Source organism: Rhizobium sp. NFR12 (assembly GCF_900108545.1).
GTDB classification, from domain to species: domain Bacteria; phylum Pseudomonadota; class Alphaproteobacteria; order Rhizobiales; family Rhizobiaceae; genus Neorhizobium; species Neorhizobium soli.
In genome coordinates this window covers 1-15,939 of the sequence record NZ_FNWM01000007.1, presented here as the reverse complement: position 1 = coordinate 15,939, position 15,939 = coordinate 1, and the positions used below count along the sequence as shown (strand labels likewise).

13 protein-coding genes and 1 tRNA gene are annotated in these 15,939 nt (G+C 59.7%); 4 read left to right on the top strand and 10 right to left on the bottom strand.

Annotated elements, in window-relative coordinates:
• Window positions 1-17 precede the first annotated feature (17 nt).
• Entirely contained in the window at window positions 18-329 is a 312-nt protein-coding gene (rplU, locus tag BLW69_RS21185) for a 50S ribosomal protein L21 (protein ID WP_092665082.1), read from the bottom strand.
• 304 nt (window positions 330-633) lie between these two features.
• On the opposite strand from rplU, the gene BLW69_RS21180 reads away from it, so the two are divergent.
• Window positions 634-723: transfer RNA gene (locus tag BLW69_RS21180), tRNA-Ser, on the top strand.
• Between the two features lie 122 nt (window positions 724-845).
• Here the strand turns inward: BLW69_RS21180 and rtcR are convergent.
• Window positions 846-2,453: an RNA repair transcriptional activator RtcR gene (gene rtcR, locus BLW69_RS21175; protein WP_092665079.1), complete on the bottom strand. Its 1,608-nt coding sequence runs from the start codon at window positions 2,451-2,453 to the stop codon at window positions 846-848.
• A gap of 208 nt (window positions 2,454-2,661) precedes the next feature.
• Between rtcR and BLW69_RS21170 the strand changes: the two genes are divergently transcribed.
• Window positions 2,662-4,218 (top strand): RNA-binding protein, encoded by a 1,557-nt coding sequence (locus BLW69_RS21170; protein WP_092665076.1) that lies wholly within the window; start codon window positions 2,662-2,664, stop codon window positions 4,216-4,218.
• Window positions 4,219-5,250: 1,032 nt separating this feature from the next.
• Window positions 5,251-6,654, top strand: a complete 1,404-nt coding sequence (locus BLW69_RS21165; protein WP_092665073.1) for an RtcB family protein — start codon at window positions 5,251-5,253, stop codon at window positions 6,652-6,654.
• 75 nt (window positions 6,655-6,729) lie between these two features.
• Here BLW69_RS21165 and BLW69_RS21160 read toward each other — a convergent pair whose 3' ends face one another.
• From BLW69_RS21160 to BLW69_RS21125, 8 genes are read right to left on the bottom strand one after another with little or no spacing between them, the layout of a single operon-like run.
• A complete protein-coding gene (locus BLW69_RS21160; protein ID WP_092665070.1) occupies window positions 6,730-7,407 on the bottom strand; it encodes an RraA family protein in 678 nt (225 codons plus the stop codon).
• Between the two features lie 7 nt (window positions 7,408-7,414).
• Window positions 7,415-8,431 (bottom strand): hydroxyacid dehydrogenase, encoded by a 1,017-nt coding sequence (locus BLW69_RS21155; protein ID WP_244508920.1) that lies wholly within the window; start codon window positions 8,429-8,431, stop codon window positions 7,415-7,417.
• Window positions 8,431-9,276, bottom strand: coding sequence for an HpcH/HpaI aldolase/citrate lyase family protein (locus tag BLW69_RS21150; protein ID WP_092665067.1), 846 nt, complete (start codon window positions 9,274-9,276; stop codon window positions 8,431-8,433). The genes BLW69_RS21155 and BLW69_RS21150 overlap by 1 nt, the downstream gene beginning before the upstream one ends.
• Window positions 9,273-10,478 carry a CaiB/BaiF CoA transferase family protein gene (locus tag BLW69_RS21145; RefSeq protein ID WP_092665064.1) on the bottom strand — a complete coding sequence of 402 codons (1,206 nt, stop codon included), beginning with the start codon at window positions 10,476-10,478 and terminating at the stop codon, window positions 9,273-9,275. Before BLW69_RS21145 ends, BLW69_RS21150 begins: the two co-directional genes overlap by 4 nt.
• Window positions 10,479-10,485: 7 nt before the next feature.
• Window positions 10,486-11,562 (bottom strand): ABC transporter ATP-binding protein, encoded by a 1,077-nt coding sequence (locus tag BLW69_RS21140; protein ID WP_092665061.1) that lies wholly within the window; start codon window positions 11,560-11,562, stop codon window positions 10,486-10,488.
• Window positions 11,555-13,273 carry an ABC transporter permease gene (locus tag BLW69_RS21135; protein ID WP_092665058.1) on the bottom strand — a complete coding sequence of 573 codons (1,719 nt, stop codon included), beginning with the start codon at window positions 13,271-13,273 and terminating at the stop codon, window positions 11,555-11,557. Before BLW69_RS21135 ends, BLW69_RS21140 begins: the two co-directional genes overlap by 8 nt.
• Window positions 13,274-13,332: 59 nt before the next feature.
• Complete coding sequence (locus tag BLW69_RS21130; protein WP_092665055.1) at window positions 13,333-14,430, bottom strand: ABC transporter substrate-binding protein; 1,098 nt, start codon at window positions 14,428-14,430, stop codon at window positions 13,333-13,335.
• Window positions 14,431-14,433: 3 nt separating this feature from the next.
• The gene (locus BLW69_RS21125) at window positions 14,434-15,186 is read right to left on the bottom strand and encodes an IclR family transcriptional regulator (protein WP_092665052.1); all 753 of its coding nucleotides are present in this window, start codon (window positions 15,184-15,186) and stop codon (window positions 14,434-14,436) included.
• A 277-nt stretch (window positions 15,187-15,463) separates the two neighbouring features.
• Between BLW69_RS21125 and BLW69_RS21120 the strand changes: the two genes are divergently transcribed.
• On the top strand, window positions 15,464-15,939 hold a 476-nt coding region (locus BLW69_RS21120), incomplete at its 3' end, for a DUF3829 domain-containing protein (protein ID WP_139283917.1).

Sequence of the window (15,939 nt, the reverse complement as noted above, 5' to 3'; positions counted from 1 at the left end):
ACTTTCGAAAACCTGGATTAGCCGAGGATGTCCGTGATGCGGACGACCGTGTGATGCTGGCGATGACCGCGAATACGCTTGGAATTCTGGCGGCGACGCTTCTTGAAGGAAAGAACCTTCTTGCCACGGTTATGCTCTACAACTTCAGCCTTGACCGTCGCACCCGAAACGAAGGGAGCGCCGAACTTGGCATCGGCGCCGACGCCGATGACCAGGATTTCGTTGAATTCTACGATTGCGCCAGCGTCTGCTTCCAGCTTTTCGATGGTGAGCACGTCGTTGGCGGCCACGCGGTACTGTTTACCGCCGGTCTTGATGACTGCGAACATTGGTTATCCTTTCATGTTCGTTCCGGCTCTATCCCCAAAGGGACGGCCGTCTTTTTCTCAGTCGGGCTTTAGCAGGGTTGCGAAAGAAGGATCTTCCAGAACGCATCTGCCGGTGATTTTCTGCGCGCCTTGGCGCGCAACGTCTGATCTGGACATTTTTCCACACTTCGACGCGTCCGGCCTTACGCGAGGCCCTAAAAACTGTCAAGGTGAAAGGATATGAAGACTTGCATTTCACCCCTTGCCAGCCCGATTTTTCGCCGCTATGAGACAGCCGCGCATCAAATGCGCCGACCAGCAAAGCGGAGAGGTGGCTGAGTGGTCGAAAGCACCGCACTCGAAATGCGGCATACGGGCAACCGTATCGTGGGTTCGAATCCCACCCTCTCCGCCATGGTTGGCCTTCGGGTTTGCAGCACTTTCCCAACGGCTTTAAAGAGGCACTGTTTTTGTTTCGAAGATGCGCTCTCATCAAACGCCACACTCACGCCGCAACATGTTCTCACCAATGATCGGCTAGCCTCGTTTTCGCACGTCATCGAACTTCAGGTTGAACCGCGCCAGATATTTTACGAGGCGATCCGCGTCGTTGCTGCTCTTCTTATCCAGTCGCGAGTTGGCGAAAAGGGCCCGGCCGGCGGCGCTCGCAGTTGGGTGTTCCCTGCAGGTGCGGATGACTTCGGAAAGCTGGGTTGCATCGAAGCGATCCAGGCACGCGGCCGCTTCGGAACCCAGGAACTCCTCGATCAGTGTATCGGCCGCGTGACCGTCTGATGACGCGCGCCAAAAGGTGTTCAACCGCCGAACCTCGTCATCGACGACGTCCGTGGTGATCCGACCGTGGGGCGCCAACGTCGCCATGCGGGTGATGGAGGCCGACAGGTCGCGGAAGTTGGCGCTCCAGACGCCATGCGGACCGGTTGCGAAGCTGAGGTAACGCTCGCGTGCTTCCTTGTTAAAGGTGATGTTTTCGCCTTCGCGTTCCAGGTAGCGCTTCAATTCGAAATCAAGATTGGGCTCGATGTCCTCCTTGCGCTCTCGGAGGGCCGGCAACTGGAAGGTCCAGAGATTCAGGCGGGCGTAGAGATCCTCCCGGAACTTGCCCCTCCGCACATCTTCGCCAAGCTCGCGATTCGTGCCGGCTAGAAGCTGGAAATCGGCGGAAACTTCCCGATCGGCGCCAACGGGGAGGAAACGTTTCTCTTCGATTGCGCGCAGGCACATGGCCTGCTCGTCGATGCCCAGTTCGCCGATCTCGTCGAGAAACAATACGCCCTTGTCCGCTGACCTCAGCAATCCGGAACGCTCACCGGCGGCCCCCGTAAATGCACCTTTCACGTGGCCGAAGAGAGTCGACATCGCCTGGTCGCCGCGCAGGGTCGCGCAGTTGACCTCAATGAAAGGGCCGCTCACCTTGCGCTGGCTCTTCTTGAGTTCGTAGATCCTGCGGGCAAGCTGGGATTTGCCCGCCCCCGTCGGACCGGTCAGCAGAACAGGTGCTTTCGAGCGAATGACCACCTTCTCGATCTCGTCGATCATCCGGTTGAAGGCGGCGTTGCGGGTCGAAATCCCTGATTTCAGAAACGAGGCGGCATCTTCACGCTCGGAGGCGAAGCGCTTGGCGATCTCGTCGTAACGCGAGAGGTCTAGGTCGATGATCCTGTGCGTGCCGGCGAAGTCCTGGTCCGGTTCGCGGTCGCGTGGCGGCGAAAGTTGCAGCAATTGGCCGGGAATGATGCGGGCCTCGGTCAACAGGAACCAGCAGATCTGCGCTACGTGCGTGCCGGTAGTAATGTTGACGAGATATTCCTCCGTGTCTGGATCAAACTGGTAGCCGCGGGAAAAATCCCGAAGATTTGTGTAGACCTCTGAAAAATCCCACGGATCACGAAAGTTGATGACATTGCTTCGGACCTCCGTTGCCGGCGATACTGTCGCAATATCAGCGGTGATCCGATTGGCTAGCGCGCTGGCATGATTGTCATGGATGAGTTCCAACCGATCGATAAACAGGCCGGTTTGCTGGCAGAGCCCGACATTGGGTCGCCAGCGGCTCCAGCGGTTGTCCCATTTCCCCATGTCCAGGGTGGTTCCCAGTATGCTGATGGCAACACGCCGCTTCATGACTTATCCGTTTCTATAATGAACGATCATTTGGTATACATTATTGGGTAGCTAAGTGTCCTTAAATTGGATCTTCTTCTAATCGATAATATTTTTTATATCGCAATAACAGGTACCTAGAAGGAATTTATTGGAAATAAAGACGGATTCCGGAAACTGGCACGCGTCTTGAATTGTATCTGGCATGAACCAACGAAAAGGTGCTGTCATGGTCAACAAGGCGATCTTCAAAACCTATCTCGGAAAACTGCTTCCGGGCACGGACACGAAAAACCACGAAGCTGCGCCGGCTTACACACTGACGCCGCGCGAAGCGCTGGCGCAGTATGCCGTGACGGGCACGTTCAACGGAACCTTCTATGCGGATGGTGCCGATCAGTTGGAGGCGGTCAAGGCGCTTGCGCTTCAGGTCGAGCCGGAGTTCCTGGCCAAGGTGGCTATCCATGCTGCCGACAAAGGCCACATGAAGGACATGCCGGTCACCCTGCTGGCCATGTTGTCCGGTCTCCAGAGCGAGGCGTTTGCCCGTGCGTTTCCGCGCGTGATCAGGAGCGGCAAGATGCTGCGTGGTTTCGTCCAGGTGATGCGGTCGGGTGCCACCGGACGCAAGTCGCTCGGCACGCGGCCGAAGAAGCTGGTGCAGGCATGGCTGGAACGGGCAAGCACCGAGCAGATCCTGCGAGCGTTGGTCGGCAACGATCCTTCGCTCGCCGACGTGATCCGCATGGTACACCCGAAGCCGGCGTCGGAAGAACGCAAGGCGCTCTATGCCTGGGCGATCGGCAAGCCGCACGACTATGCGGCATTGCCGGACCTGGTCAAGGCGCTGGAAGCCTTCCGTCGCGACCAGACGGGTCGTGTGCCGGACGTGCCGTTCCAGATGCTGACCTCTCTGCCGCTGACGCGGGAGCATTGGGTCGAGATCGCCGAAAAGGGCGGCTGGCAGATGGTGCGGCAGAACCTCAACACCTTCGCACGCAACGGCGTGTTCGACGTCGAAGGGTTTGCCGAAGCGCTAGCTGCGCGGTTGGCCGATCCGGACGAGGTTCGCAAGGCCAAGGTCTTCCCCTATCAACTGATGATGGCGTGGAAGACGGTCAGTGGCCAGGTTCCTGATGTCGTGCGCAATGCGCTGCAGGCCGCGATGGATGTTGCGATCTCCAACGTGCCGTCGCTTGCCGGCAATGTGGTGCTCTGCCCGGACGTTTCCGGCTCCATGGGCTCGCCTGTGACCGGTTTCCGCAAGGGCGCGACATCAGCGGTTCGCTGCATTGATGTCGCCGGTCTGATGACCGCGGCGTTCCTGCAGCGCAACCCAAAGGCACGGGTGCTGCCGTTCGAGAATGACGTCGTGAGCATCTCGCTCAACCGTCGGGATTCAGTGATGACCAATGCCACGAAGCTGGCCGCAGTCGGCGGCGGCCGAACGAACTGTTCCGCGCCGCTGCGCAAGCTCGCAGACGAGAAGGCGAAGGTCGATCTCGTCGTGTTTATCTCGGACAACCAGTCCTGGGTGGATGTGGACAAGAGCGGCCAGCCGACAGGTGTGATGACGGAGTGGGCTAAGATCAAGAGGATCAACCCGGCTGCAAAGCTGGTCTGCCTCGATATCCAGCCCTATGCGACAACGCAGGCACCGACGCGCGACGACGTACTCAACATCGGCGGCTTCTCGGATGCCGTCTATGAGGTCATCACGTCCTTCGCGGCCAATCCGAAGGGAGCAGACAGCTGGGTGAAAACCATCGAGGCGATCGAACTCTGACGCCAAAAGCAATACCTCCGCGCCGGTGTGAACGGCGCGGAGACCGTGACGAATGCCGGAGAAACTACAGGCTGTCACCCTCCAGGTCGCGGGTTCGAGTCCCGCCGGGTCCTCCAATTTGTGGACCCGTAGCTCAGCGGATAGAGCAGGGCGTTTCTCCACACCTCGTCGTCACGGACGAATGACATGGCGAATGCAAAGGAAACTACACCAGCCGCGGCAGGTTCAAACCCTGCAGGGGAAGTCACGACCTCAAATGGTAGCGGATGTTTCCTCGAATACTGGTCGCCATGATGACTGAGGCAAATGCCCGGAAACGATATTGGTGCTCCGCGAATGGAGTTGCAGGTTCGAAGCCTGCTCCGCCGTCGTCTCCCATCGTGGAGGACCGGCGGGACGTTTCCGGGTGATTGTCATTCTGACGTGAATTGCAGCGGCGAATGCCGGACGAAACTACAGCACCGTTGGATGGTCTGGCAGGTTCGACTCCTCCTTGGCACACGCTCTCTGGCATGAGCGGGACCATCCGGTTTCGTCCACACTTGTCGCCGCTGCGACTACGACCCGGCAAATGCCGGCAGGACTACAGGTAGAGCAGCCGCCCGGTTTCCGGTCGGTGTGTCGGATGTTCAAATCATCCCGCGTTCCCGAAGGGAGTGCGTAGCTCAGAGAATACTGTCCCGCCACCCTTGTTGCCGGCGGAATTGAAGGAACGAAATGCCCGGCGAATGCCGGCAGGACTACATGGAAAGAGCAGCCCGCCGATCTTCGGCGGGAAGGTCGGGTGTTCGATTCATCCCGGTTACCGTGAGGTAACGCGTAGCTCAGACAACTGTCCTGTCAAAACTCGTCGCCGGGGTGACGAGAAGATCCTGGGCGAATGCCGCCGGAGACTACAGGGGCCGCATCGCGCCATGACCATGGAATGCGTGCGGTGAGCGATCTCCTGCAAATGCTTGTCGGCTAGGTGGCGTGACGAAATTGAAGTGAACCAGAAGGACTGCAAACGCAGAGAAGACAATGACAGAGGTAATGAGCGGACAGGACTTGATCGATGCCGGCATGAGCCAGGGCAAGTGGTTTCGAGATGCGCTGGAAGCGGCCAACCGGGTGCTGAGCGATGGCGGCTCTACGACCGATGCGCTGGCGGTTGCCCGCGGTTATCAGCCGGGGCCGACCCTGCCGCTTAAGGCGCAAAATGACGTGCTGATCCATATGAACATCCGTGCCGAAAACGCGTTCGAACAGGACAATATCGAGAAGGTGAGTGCGACGATGCGCGAGCTTTGCCGAACGCCGGTCGTGCGTGCAGCCGCGATCATGCCCGACGCCTGTCCCGCCGGCCCGGTCGGCACGATCCCGGTTGGCGGCGTGGTGGCGTCGGAAGCGATCCACCCCGGCATGCATTCGGCCGATATCTGCTGCTCGATGGCGATCTCGATCTTCCCGGGTATCGAGCCCAAGGCCTTGCTCGATGCCGTCCACGCGGTGACGCATTTCGGTCCGGGCGGACGTCCGCGCGGCGCCCAGATCAAGCCTTCCGAGACGACATTGTCGGCGTTCCACGCAAACCCTTTGCTGAGGGAAATCCTCAGTGTGGGCATCGATCAATTCGCCACGCAGGGCGACGGCAATCATTTCGCCTATGTCGGCCAGATGAAATCAACCGGCGAGACGGCGCTCGTTACCCATCACGGGTCGCGCGCTCCTGGCGCACGACTGTATGATCGCGGCATGAAGATCGCCAACCGGTTCAGGGAAGTGCTTTCGCCCGAAACGCATCGGGAGAATGCCTGGATTCCGGCCGAGAGCGAAGAGGGGGAAATGTACTGGTCGGCATTACAGACGATCCGCCAGTGGACGAAGGAAAACCACTACGCCATCCATGACATGACGGCAGAAAAGCTGGCGGCGAAGGTGAGCGACCGTTTTTGGAACGAGCATAACTTCGTATTCCGCAAGTCCGACGGTTTGTTCTACCATGGTAAGGGTGCCACGCCAGCTTTCGACAACTGGGCGGACGACGCGACCGATCTGACGATCATCCCGCTCAACATGGCCGAACCGATCCTGATCGTGCGCGGCTCGAATGCGCCCCATGGCCTCGGCTTCTCGCCGCATGGCGCCGGCCGCAATTTCTCGCGTACGGCGCATATACGTCGCCTCGGCGAGGAATTCGGCGCCGATAACCGGGGTCTCAGCCCGAATAACATCGCGGCTGTCATGGAGAGGGAGACGTCGGGCCTCGACGCCCGCTTCTTCTCCGGCACGCCCGATATTTCGGAGCTGCCGAGCGCCTACAAGAACGCCGCCAATGTCCGGTCGCAGATCGAACATTACGGCCTTGCCGAAATTGTCGACGAGGTCATCCCATACGGGAGCATCATGGCCGGCGACTGGCAGAAGGACGCGCCATGGCGCAAGAAGCGCCGATAGTTGGAAAGTGAGGGCGGGATTTTCCGGCGGCCGACCGGCACGGACCGGCGCGCTTGTCTCCATGGCTCCGTCACATCACTCGATATACTCGCAGCCGGCTTCCTTCAGTACCTTGTCAACCCAGTCGCGGTTGACTGTACCAGCTTCGGTCTCGGCCATCTGCTTGGTTTCGGCGTCGTGCTTCTTGATCGTGGCCGTCAAAATATCATGCGCATCGACCTTCGGCACGCTGACGACGCCGTCGAGATCGCCAAGGATTAGGTCGCCCGGTTCTATGACGGTGCCGTTGATCGCAATCGGAAGACCGATTTCTCCAGGGCCGGTGCGATAGGGGCCTCGATGGGTCACGCCGACGGCGAAAGTTGGAATGTTCCGTTCCAAAAAGGCTTCGGCGTCGCGGATGGCGCCGTTCAGCACGAAGCCGGCCACGCCGCGCCGGATGGCATGGGCAAGCATCAGCTCGCCCATCAACGAATTGGCCAAATCCGCGGCAGCATCAACGACGATTACGTCGCCTGGCTGAGCCATGTCGATTGCCTTGTGCAGCATCAGGTTGTCACCCGGCCGGGTCCGGACGGTCAGCGCCGGACCTGCAAGGTTGCCCGACTTATGCATCGGCCGCAATCCTGTGCCGAGCGCACAGATGCGCGACATAGAATCGCTCACATTGGCAACGGGAAGGCTTCGGAAGGACTGGACAAGCGCCGGCTCGACGCGGTCCCAGTTTAGTTTGATGCGAAATCCGTACGTCATGAATACCTCAAGCAGAAAGTTCGGTTGGGCGTGCAATCGAGCGTTCGTCCGGCGCATTGCCGTCGAGAACGCTGATAATGTGATGCGCGGCGATGATCGCCATCGCATCGGCGGAGCCATATGTGACACCGCCGATGTGTGGCGTTGCGATCAGCGTGTTGAAGGTCCAGAGCGGGTTGTCGGCCGCCGGCGGCTCGGTGGCGAAACTGTCGAGAGCGGCGCCTGCGACAGTCCCAGCGGCAAGAGCCTCTGCAAGTGCCGCTTCGTTGACAATGCCGCCGCGTGCCGTGTTCACCAGAACCGCGGAATTCTTCATCATTGCGAGCCTCCTCGCGTCGATCAGATCGCGTGTTGCCGCGGTCAGCGGGCAGTGAATGCTGAGAATGTCCAGCGCCGGCAGCATGGCGTCGATATCGTCTGAAGTTGCGAAACCATCGGCTTCTGCTGCGTCCGGCGCGAAAGGGTCATAGACCACGACTTCCATGCCAAGAGATTCGGCCATGCGTGCCGTCTCGCGACCGATCCCGCCGTAACCGACAAGACCTATCGTGGCGCCTAGGAAATCCTTGCCGATAAATGTCGGCTTCGGCCATTCACCGCTTTTCACGGCGCGATCGAGCGGCAGTATTTCCTTGATCAGACTGAGCACCAGCGCGATCGTGTGCTCGGCGACGGCACGCGAATTCGAGCCCATCGCCCGAAGCACGGGGATGCCAAGCTTGGCGGCGGCGATGATATCGACATTGTCGACACCGACGCCATGCTTGGCGATGACCTTGAGATTGGGAGAAGCGGAAATCACCGCTTCGTCGATGCGGCCTTGGCGCACCATCAGTCCGTCAATCTTGAGATCGGCGGCGCGCTTGGCCACCACATCGGACGGATCGTAGGGTGGCGAGAAGAACACGTCGATATCATGCGCATTCAACAGTCTGATCGCCTTTTCAGCGATCTGGTTGTGGCTCACAAGGATGCGTCGGCCACGCATGCCGTGCTCGACCCCTTGGATGATGTCATGGATCATCAGCTAGCGCGTCCTTTCTGCGATTTGCGAATTAGATTTTCGGCGCGCGTGACGATCGGCGCGTCGATAAACTTGCCGTCCAGCATGAAGGCGCCTCGTCCAGCGGTCGCCTCTCTCTCGTTAGCGGCAACGACTTTCAGCGCCCAGGCGACCTCCTGCGGACTTGGCGCGAAACCTTCGTTGAGGATAGGAACGACGGAAGGGTGAATGCAGCTTGCCCCGTCAAAACCGAAGTCACGCGCCTCCAGTACGGCGGCGCGAAGGGCCTCCTTGTCGGCGAAATCCGCGATGGTTCTGAGAAGCCCGAGAGACAGCACGCCGGCCTCCTTGGCCGCGTAATGGATCATGAGCTTGGGATAACGCAGCACCTCCGGCGTCGGCTTCGCATCCATGGCGGTCGCAAGATCCTCGCCGCCGCAGGCAAGGGCCATGACGCGCGGCCCCTTGGCAATGGACCGAACCTCGAACAGGCCCTGCATGTCCTCTATCAGCGGCACGAAGGCGATCGGCGAGCGATCCTTTTCGTGGTTTTCGAGGCTCTTCGCCAAACGGACGAGAACATCGGGGCTGCAGACCTTCGGGACGTAAAGTCCGTCGGCACCGGCTTGCGTCGCGGCGATCGCGTCCTCGATCAGCCGCTCGGAGTGGTTGACGCGCACGAACACCCGGCCGCCGGCCTTCTTGATCGCCGGTACCCATCTCGCCAATCCATCTCGGGCTTCGGTCTTGGCTGCCTCGGGTAAGGCATCTTCAAGATCGACGATAACGGCATCGGCCCCGCGCTGACCGGCCTTTTCCAGAAAACGGGGCGCGTTGCCCGGTACGTAGAGGAGTGACGAGATCATGCCTTGTCCTCCAGGTCAGCCAAGGTCATGCCGATCTCGGCAAGGATTTCTTCGGTCTGTTCTCCGATGCCCGGTGCCGGATGACGAAAGCCCCCTGGAGTCGTCGAGAAGCGCGGAAAAATGTTGTGTTGCGGAATGCTGCCGAGATCGGCATCTTCCACATCCACGACGATTTCTCGCTCGGCAAAATGCGGGTCTGTGCTGATATCGGCAATGTCATAGACCGGACCAACGGTTGCGCCAGCGGCACGCATGGCTTTCAACGCATCGTCGCGGGTGCGGGTGACGAACCACGCGCCGAGTGCTTCATCCACCAGCTCACGATGGCGGACACGTTCGACATTGGTCGAAAACCGCGGATCGTCCTTCATCTCCGGGCGGCCGACAATGTCGAAAATCCGCATCGCGATGACCTGGGTCGATCCCGAAAGCGCCACATATTTGCCGTCGCTGCACAGATAGACGTTGCGCGGTGAGACCGTATTGGAGCCTGAGCCGGAGCGCTGCTTGACCTTGCCAGTGACGCTATAGATCGATGCTTCCGGCCCAAGCGAGGCGAAGATCGGCTCCAGCAGGGAAAGATCGATCACCTGACCCTCGGCGTCACCGCGTTCGCGGGCAAACAGCGCCATCATTACGGCATTGGCACCCGTCAGTCCTGAGATCATGTCCGCCAGCGCCAGAGGTGGCAGTACCGGTTCGCGATCCGGAAAACCGGTGCGCGAGGCAAAGCCGCTCATCGCCTCGACCAACGTGCCGAAGCCGGGCAGCTTGGCATAGGGGCCGGTCTGGCCAAAGCCCGAGATCCGCACGATGATAAGCCCCGGGTTGATTTCCAGGAGGCTTTGCGGCGAAAGCCCCATTTCCTCCAGCGTGCCCGGCCGAAAGTTTTCGATGAAAACATCCGCCGTTTCCAGCAGCTTCTTCAGGGTTCTCAGCGCCTGCGGCTGCCGCAGGTTGAGCGCGATCGAGCGCTTGTTTCGGCCATAGGTTTTCCAGTGAAGCGAATGGCCATGGTCGCGCCATTCGCGCAGCGCATCACCCTGTGGCGGCTCCACCTTGACGACGTCGGCGCCGAAATCGCCGAGCTGCAGCGACAGCATGTTTCCGGCAACCACGCGGCTGAGGTCAATGACCCGGATACCGTGCAGCGGGCCCTTTTGTTCCGGCTGAAACCGGACGGTTGTTTTCGTCTCTGCCATGAAAACCTCAATTCGCGCCGGGCTTGTCGGGGAAGACGGCGCAATGTTCCTGAGGAATGCGCACGAGGATCGAATCCTGCTTCAGCTCTGAAGGCGTCTGAACCCGGAACTCGATCGGGCCCGACCGGACCGCATATTGCCAGACCGAGCCGAGATAGGTCCGCTGATCGATCGACACCCGCATCGTGTTCGGGCCGGCCTCGCTCGTGAGCTCGATCTTTTCAGGGCGGATGGCAACGACGACGGAACCGTCCTTGCCTGCGGCACCGGGGGGCGTGACGAGCTCGCTGCCATCGGCCAAGCGGATGCGGGCTTTGTCGGCACCGTTCTCGACCATCGTTCCGTCGAAAAAGTTAGACGAGCCAATAAAGTCCGCGACAAAGCTGTCGGCTGGTCGCTCGTAGATTTCGCGCGGCGTGCCGAGCTGGCGCATCCGTCCCATGCTCATCACCGCAATCCGGTCGGAAACGGCCAGTGCCTCTGCCTGGTCGTGGGTGACGTAGATGGTGGTGACCTTCAATCGTTCCTGCAGCTCTCGGAGCCAGACGCGGGCACGCTCGCGCAGTTTGGCATCGAGGTTGGAAAGCGGCTCGTCGAGGAGCAGAAGCGGCGGGCGGTAGACGAGGGCTCGAGCAAGTGCGACGCGCTGCTGCTGGCCACCGGAAAGTTCGAACGGAAAGCGGTCCGCATAGGGAAGCATTTCCACGAGGCCGAGCGATTCCCGGATGCGCTCGTCACGCTCGGCTCTTCCAATCTTTCGGAGCGTCAGAGGAAAAGCGAGGTTCTCGGCAACGGTCTTGTGTGGCCACAGTGCGTAGGACTGGAATACCAGACCGATATTGCGCTTCTCCGGCGGTACCGTGTTTTTGGCGTTGCCATCGAACAGGATTCGGTCGCCGATGCGGATCGTTCCCGACGTAGCATGGTTGAGACCGGCGACCGCGAACAGCGAGGTCGACTTGCCGCAGCCGGACGGCCCGAGCAACGTCAGAAACTCTCCGGATTGAACATGGATGTTGAGGTTATCGACAGCCGTGACGGCGCCGTACTTGATGGTCAGGTTCTGAAGGACGAGATCAGCCATAGATTTTGGCTCCCATGACGCGGCGAGCGATGATCACGAACGCGGCGGTAATGACGACTTGTATGGTTGCGAGGGCGGAGACCGGGCCGTTGTCACCTTGAGCGACAAGCTGCAGCATGGTGGTGCCGATGATTTCGGACCCCGGTTGATAGAGGAAGGCCGCCGTCACGTATTCCTTGAAGAAGTGGATGAACAGCAACGCATAGCAGCTGAACAGCGCGGGCTTGAGGATCGGCACAATGATGCGTGTCACGGTCGTCCACCAGTCGGCGCCGGAAATGCGCGCACCGCGGTCGAGTTCCTCACCGACCTGAGCAAGCGCCGGCGCGATGGCACCAAAGCCGACCGGAATATAGCGGATCATGAAAGCAAGGATCAGCACCGCGATCGTGCCGCGGATGACGTCTGCTCCGGGCAGCCAGATAACTGCGTAGAAGAACCCGAGACCCGCGATGATGCCGGGAAGCGCGCGCGGGAAGAGCGCGATATATTCTAGCGCCCGGCTATGCTTGAAATCAGACCGGCGGGCGACCAACGCGATGACCAGAATGAAGAATGTGCCGATCGCAGCACCGATCGTCGCGACCAGAACGGAATTGACGATCGAGCGCACGTAGGTGGCCGAGCCAAGAACCTGCTCGAAATTGGCGGTCGTCAACACCTTCCAGACTGGTATGAGCGGTGTGAGGAAGCTCACCGCCGAGCGTAGAAAAATGCCTCCGAAGATTGAAATGATCGTCAGGAATGCGAATGCGAAGACGAACAGGAACGCCGGCCAGCGCCAGGCACCGAGATCGAGCGTCGAGGGACGGCTTGCCTTGCCGCGCACGGTGACGAAGCGGCCAGCGCCTTTCATCAGAAAGCCCTGTAACCAGACAAGCAAGGCAACGACGACCAGTAGGATGACGGCAGCCGCGCCCACAATTCCGTATTCTGGCCGTACCGCAGCGTTGATGCCGGCGTTATAGAGAAAGGTCGTGACCGTCTGAATTCCAGACGGACCGCCGAACAGCAGCGGGATGGCCAACATCTCGATGCCAACGACGAAGTTCAGCACGGCCGAATAGATGATCGCGGGACGGATCATTGGGATGGTGACCGAAAACAGGGCTCGGAAGGGACCAGCTCCGGTCGAGCGCGCCGCATCTTCGAGCAGCGGGTCGGCCTTTGTGACGGCGGCAAGACACATGAGATAGGTGAGCGGCGCCTGGCTGAGACCTGCGACGATACCCATGCCAGTGACACTGTAGAGATTCCAAGGCGCACCGCCGAGATAGGTTTTCGCCGCCAGCGTCATGAAGCCTGACGGTCCGTACATGGTGAACCAGCCGAAGGCGATGACGAGGTTCGAGACGAACAGCGGCCAGATAAAGATCTCGCCCAGCCACTTGCGACCCGGCAGGTTGGTACGACCGACGAGCACCGCCATGACAGCACCGAAGACCTGCGCGACGACCATCGTCAACGCACCGAAATAAAGGGTGTTGAAGAAGACGCCGGCTATGCCCGGTTCGCTAAACAGGCGGCTGAAATTGCCGACCGTCATGACAGCCGTATCGTCGTAGAGCGGCTTGTCGAGGAAGGCCTGGAAGACAATCGGGGTGATCGGACCGAATACGAGGATCGTCGTCAGCGCCGCAACGCCCCAGTAGATCGCACGCGATCGGTCTATCCCCCGTCCGGCCGTGCCGGGGTGGCTGATATCCGTCATCGATATTTCCTGTCAGGGTTGATGGAAGGGCCGACGACCAGTCGGCCCTTTGGCTCGGCTTACTTGCCGGCGATCGCAGCGTTCCACTTTGCGACGAAGGGACCGGCTTCCGTAATCAAGCGCTGGTCGAAACCGGCCGTGATCACATTATCCTTGCCGACGATTTCGCTTATCTTCTGAAACGTGTAGCGAACCTCGTCCTCTGGAACGTCCTCGCGATAAGGCACAAGACCGCCCTTGCCGACCTGAGTCTGGCCATCCTGGCTCAGCGCATAATCGACGAAGAGTTTTGCTGAGTTCGGATTAGCCGCGCCCTTCGGAATACCCATGCCGCGCAGCATCATGATCGTGCCGTCGTCTGGAAAGGCAAAGCCGAGGATTTCGCCACCCGGCTGTTCGAGGCGCGGGAAGATGGTGATGCCGGAAACGGCAATGCCCATGAGATATTCGCCGGTGGCGATCTTCTCGTTCATCGGACCGCCCGAGGTTTCGCCGCGGATCATCGGACCGATCTTGCGAAGTCCGGCCCAGCCGGCTTCACCTTTCTTGTCCATATAGGCCCACCATGCAGTAAGGCCGAAGCTGTTGCGGGCCGCATCGTAGGTGGTAATCTTTTCCTTGAACGTATCCGGATCGGCAACGGCGTCTTCAACCAGTGAGGCGAAACCTTTCGGGCGCTGATCTTCCGGCAGAAGAGCGGCATTGTACGTGATGACCAGCGGATCGGTGGAAAGCACATTCACGCCGGGATAGGGGTGGGCGAATTCCGGGAGCTTGGCGATCTCGGGGCTCTTGTAATCCTCCATCAGGCCGTCTTTGCCGTAGGATGCCCAGCGGTCGTTGGCGCCAGAGACCAGCACGTCGGCGGTGCGGGCGCTCGAGCCTTTTTCGGCTTCCCAGCGCGAATGGACAGTGCCTGACCCCAGATCGACAGTCTCGATCTTCACCCAAGGATACTTTGCGTTAAAGCCCTTGATGAGCGGCTGCCAGTTGTTGTCGGCCATGTTGGAATAGATCATCAGGCCCTTTTCGGAGCGCGAGCCTTCGATGATCTTCGAGTAATCAGCGGGATAACCGGCTGGGGCATCCTGAGCCTGCGCGAAACCGGCAATGCCGGCCAAAAGCCCGGCCACGGCCGAAAATGTTACAAATTTCATTCCTTACCTCCCTTTGGATAAACGACGACTGCGGCGCGCCAACTCCTCGGTAATCGCGACTGCAGTTTCCCTGACCACGTGACTGATGCGGTCGGAATTTTGAATGAAGCGCCCTTGCGGGCCAGATATATTGAAAGCAGCGATGGCTTTGCCATTTGCAGCAATGATCGGCGCTGCAGCACCGGCAGCACCTTCAACGACACCCATCTCATTGACGTAAAAACCTGATGCGCGCGCACTGGCGATGGCTTCTTGAAGTTTCGACTGCTCATCCTCGGACAGGGACGACGCTTCCGCATAGGCTTCCACATCCGCATCGCTGCCCGATGCCAAGAGAACGACGCCGCTCGCAACCTTGTGTGCTGGACGCGTCGGCACGATGTCGCGATCGTAAAGGATCTCTCGCTTGGGTAGCACTTTGTTGAGATAGCGGATCGATGGACCTTCCAGCACGGCGATGAACCCGCTCTCCCCCGTCTCTTGGACGGCATTCAAGAGATAAGGTGACACAAGCGCAATCAGCGCCCCGTAGTTTGGACCGTCTGCAGAGATCTCACCCGGGAGCCTGATGAGTTGGTACTCACCGCTGCCCAGTCGGTGTATGTAGCCGCGCTCGGCCAGCGATTGCAGCATGAGAAGCGCGCTCGACTTGGGCATGGCAAGTGCAGCCGCGATCTCTGAAAGGCTCGCGCCCTCCGGTGAAGCCGCAAACCACTCGATCATATCCAAAACACGCTCGACACCACGACCGCTCACGATAACCTCTGTCTTCAAAAGTTCAGTATAATGAACAGATACAGAATAGTGAAAATTGGCGAGGTAGTCAACACGCGACCATTTTGCTGCGTCTCTCCGTCTCGTGCTGCGGCATGCTGAGAGGCTTGAGTATCAGAGCCGGATACAGCAGCGGCGTGAAGGCTGGCGGCTCATTGACCAAAGCCGCAGTCCTTCGAATGGACGCGATCCAAGCCTGGCCTTGATCTGGCGATCCAGCGCGACAAATAGCTGTCTGATCGATGGGGAAATGCATCCGATGAAGACGCTCGCAAAGGCGGTTACCGCCTCGGTTCTGGTCCTGATCCTTCAGGGTTCGGTCCCATATCTTTTGGGGACATCCCCCGTACAGGCCCAGTCGCCACCCGATGCCACCGTATCTGACGCGGCGATGGGCAAGATGAACACGTACGTCGAGTTTCTCAACCAAACCCTGCGCGCGTCCGAGTCGCTACAGCGTTACGACAGTTGGGTCGACATGAAGAAGGGCCCGACCGGCAAGGAGCGCATCATCTATGGCATGTACTCTCTATACGACGTGAGAGAGTTGGCGGGCAAAGCCTTGGCTTCCGCTCAGGAAGAGCCAAAGCTGCCGGAGCTTGACGCTGCCATGACAGCCTATGTCGAGACCTACCAGCAACTGGCTCCCGTCATCGAGCGGGCGAACAAGTATTACGAGCGCCAGGACTATAAGTCGGACAAGATGGCAGACGGTAAGGCGTTCCATAAGGACAT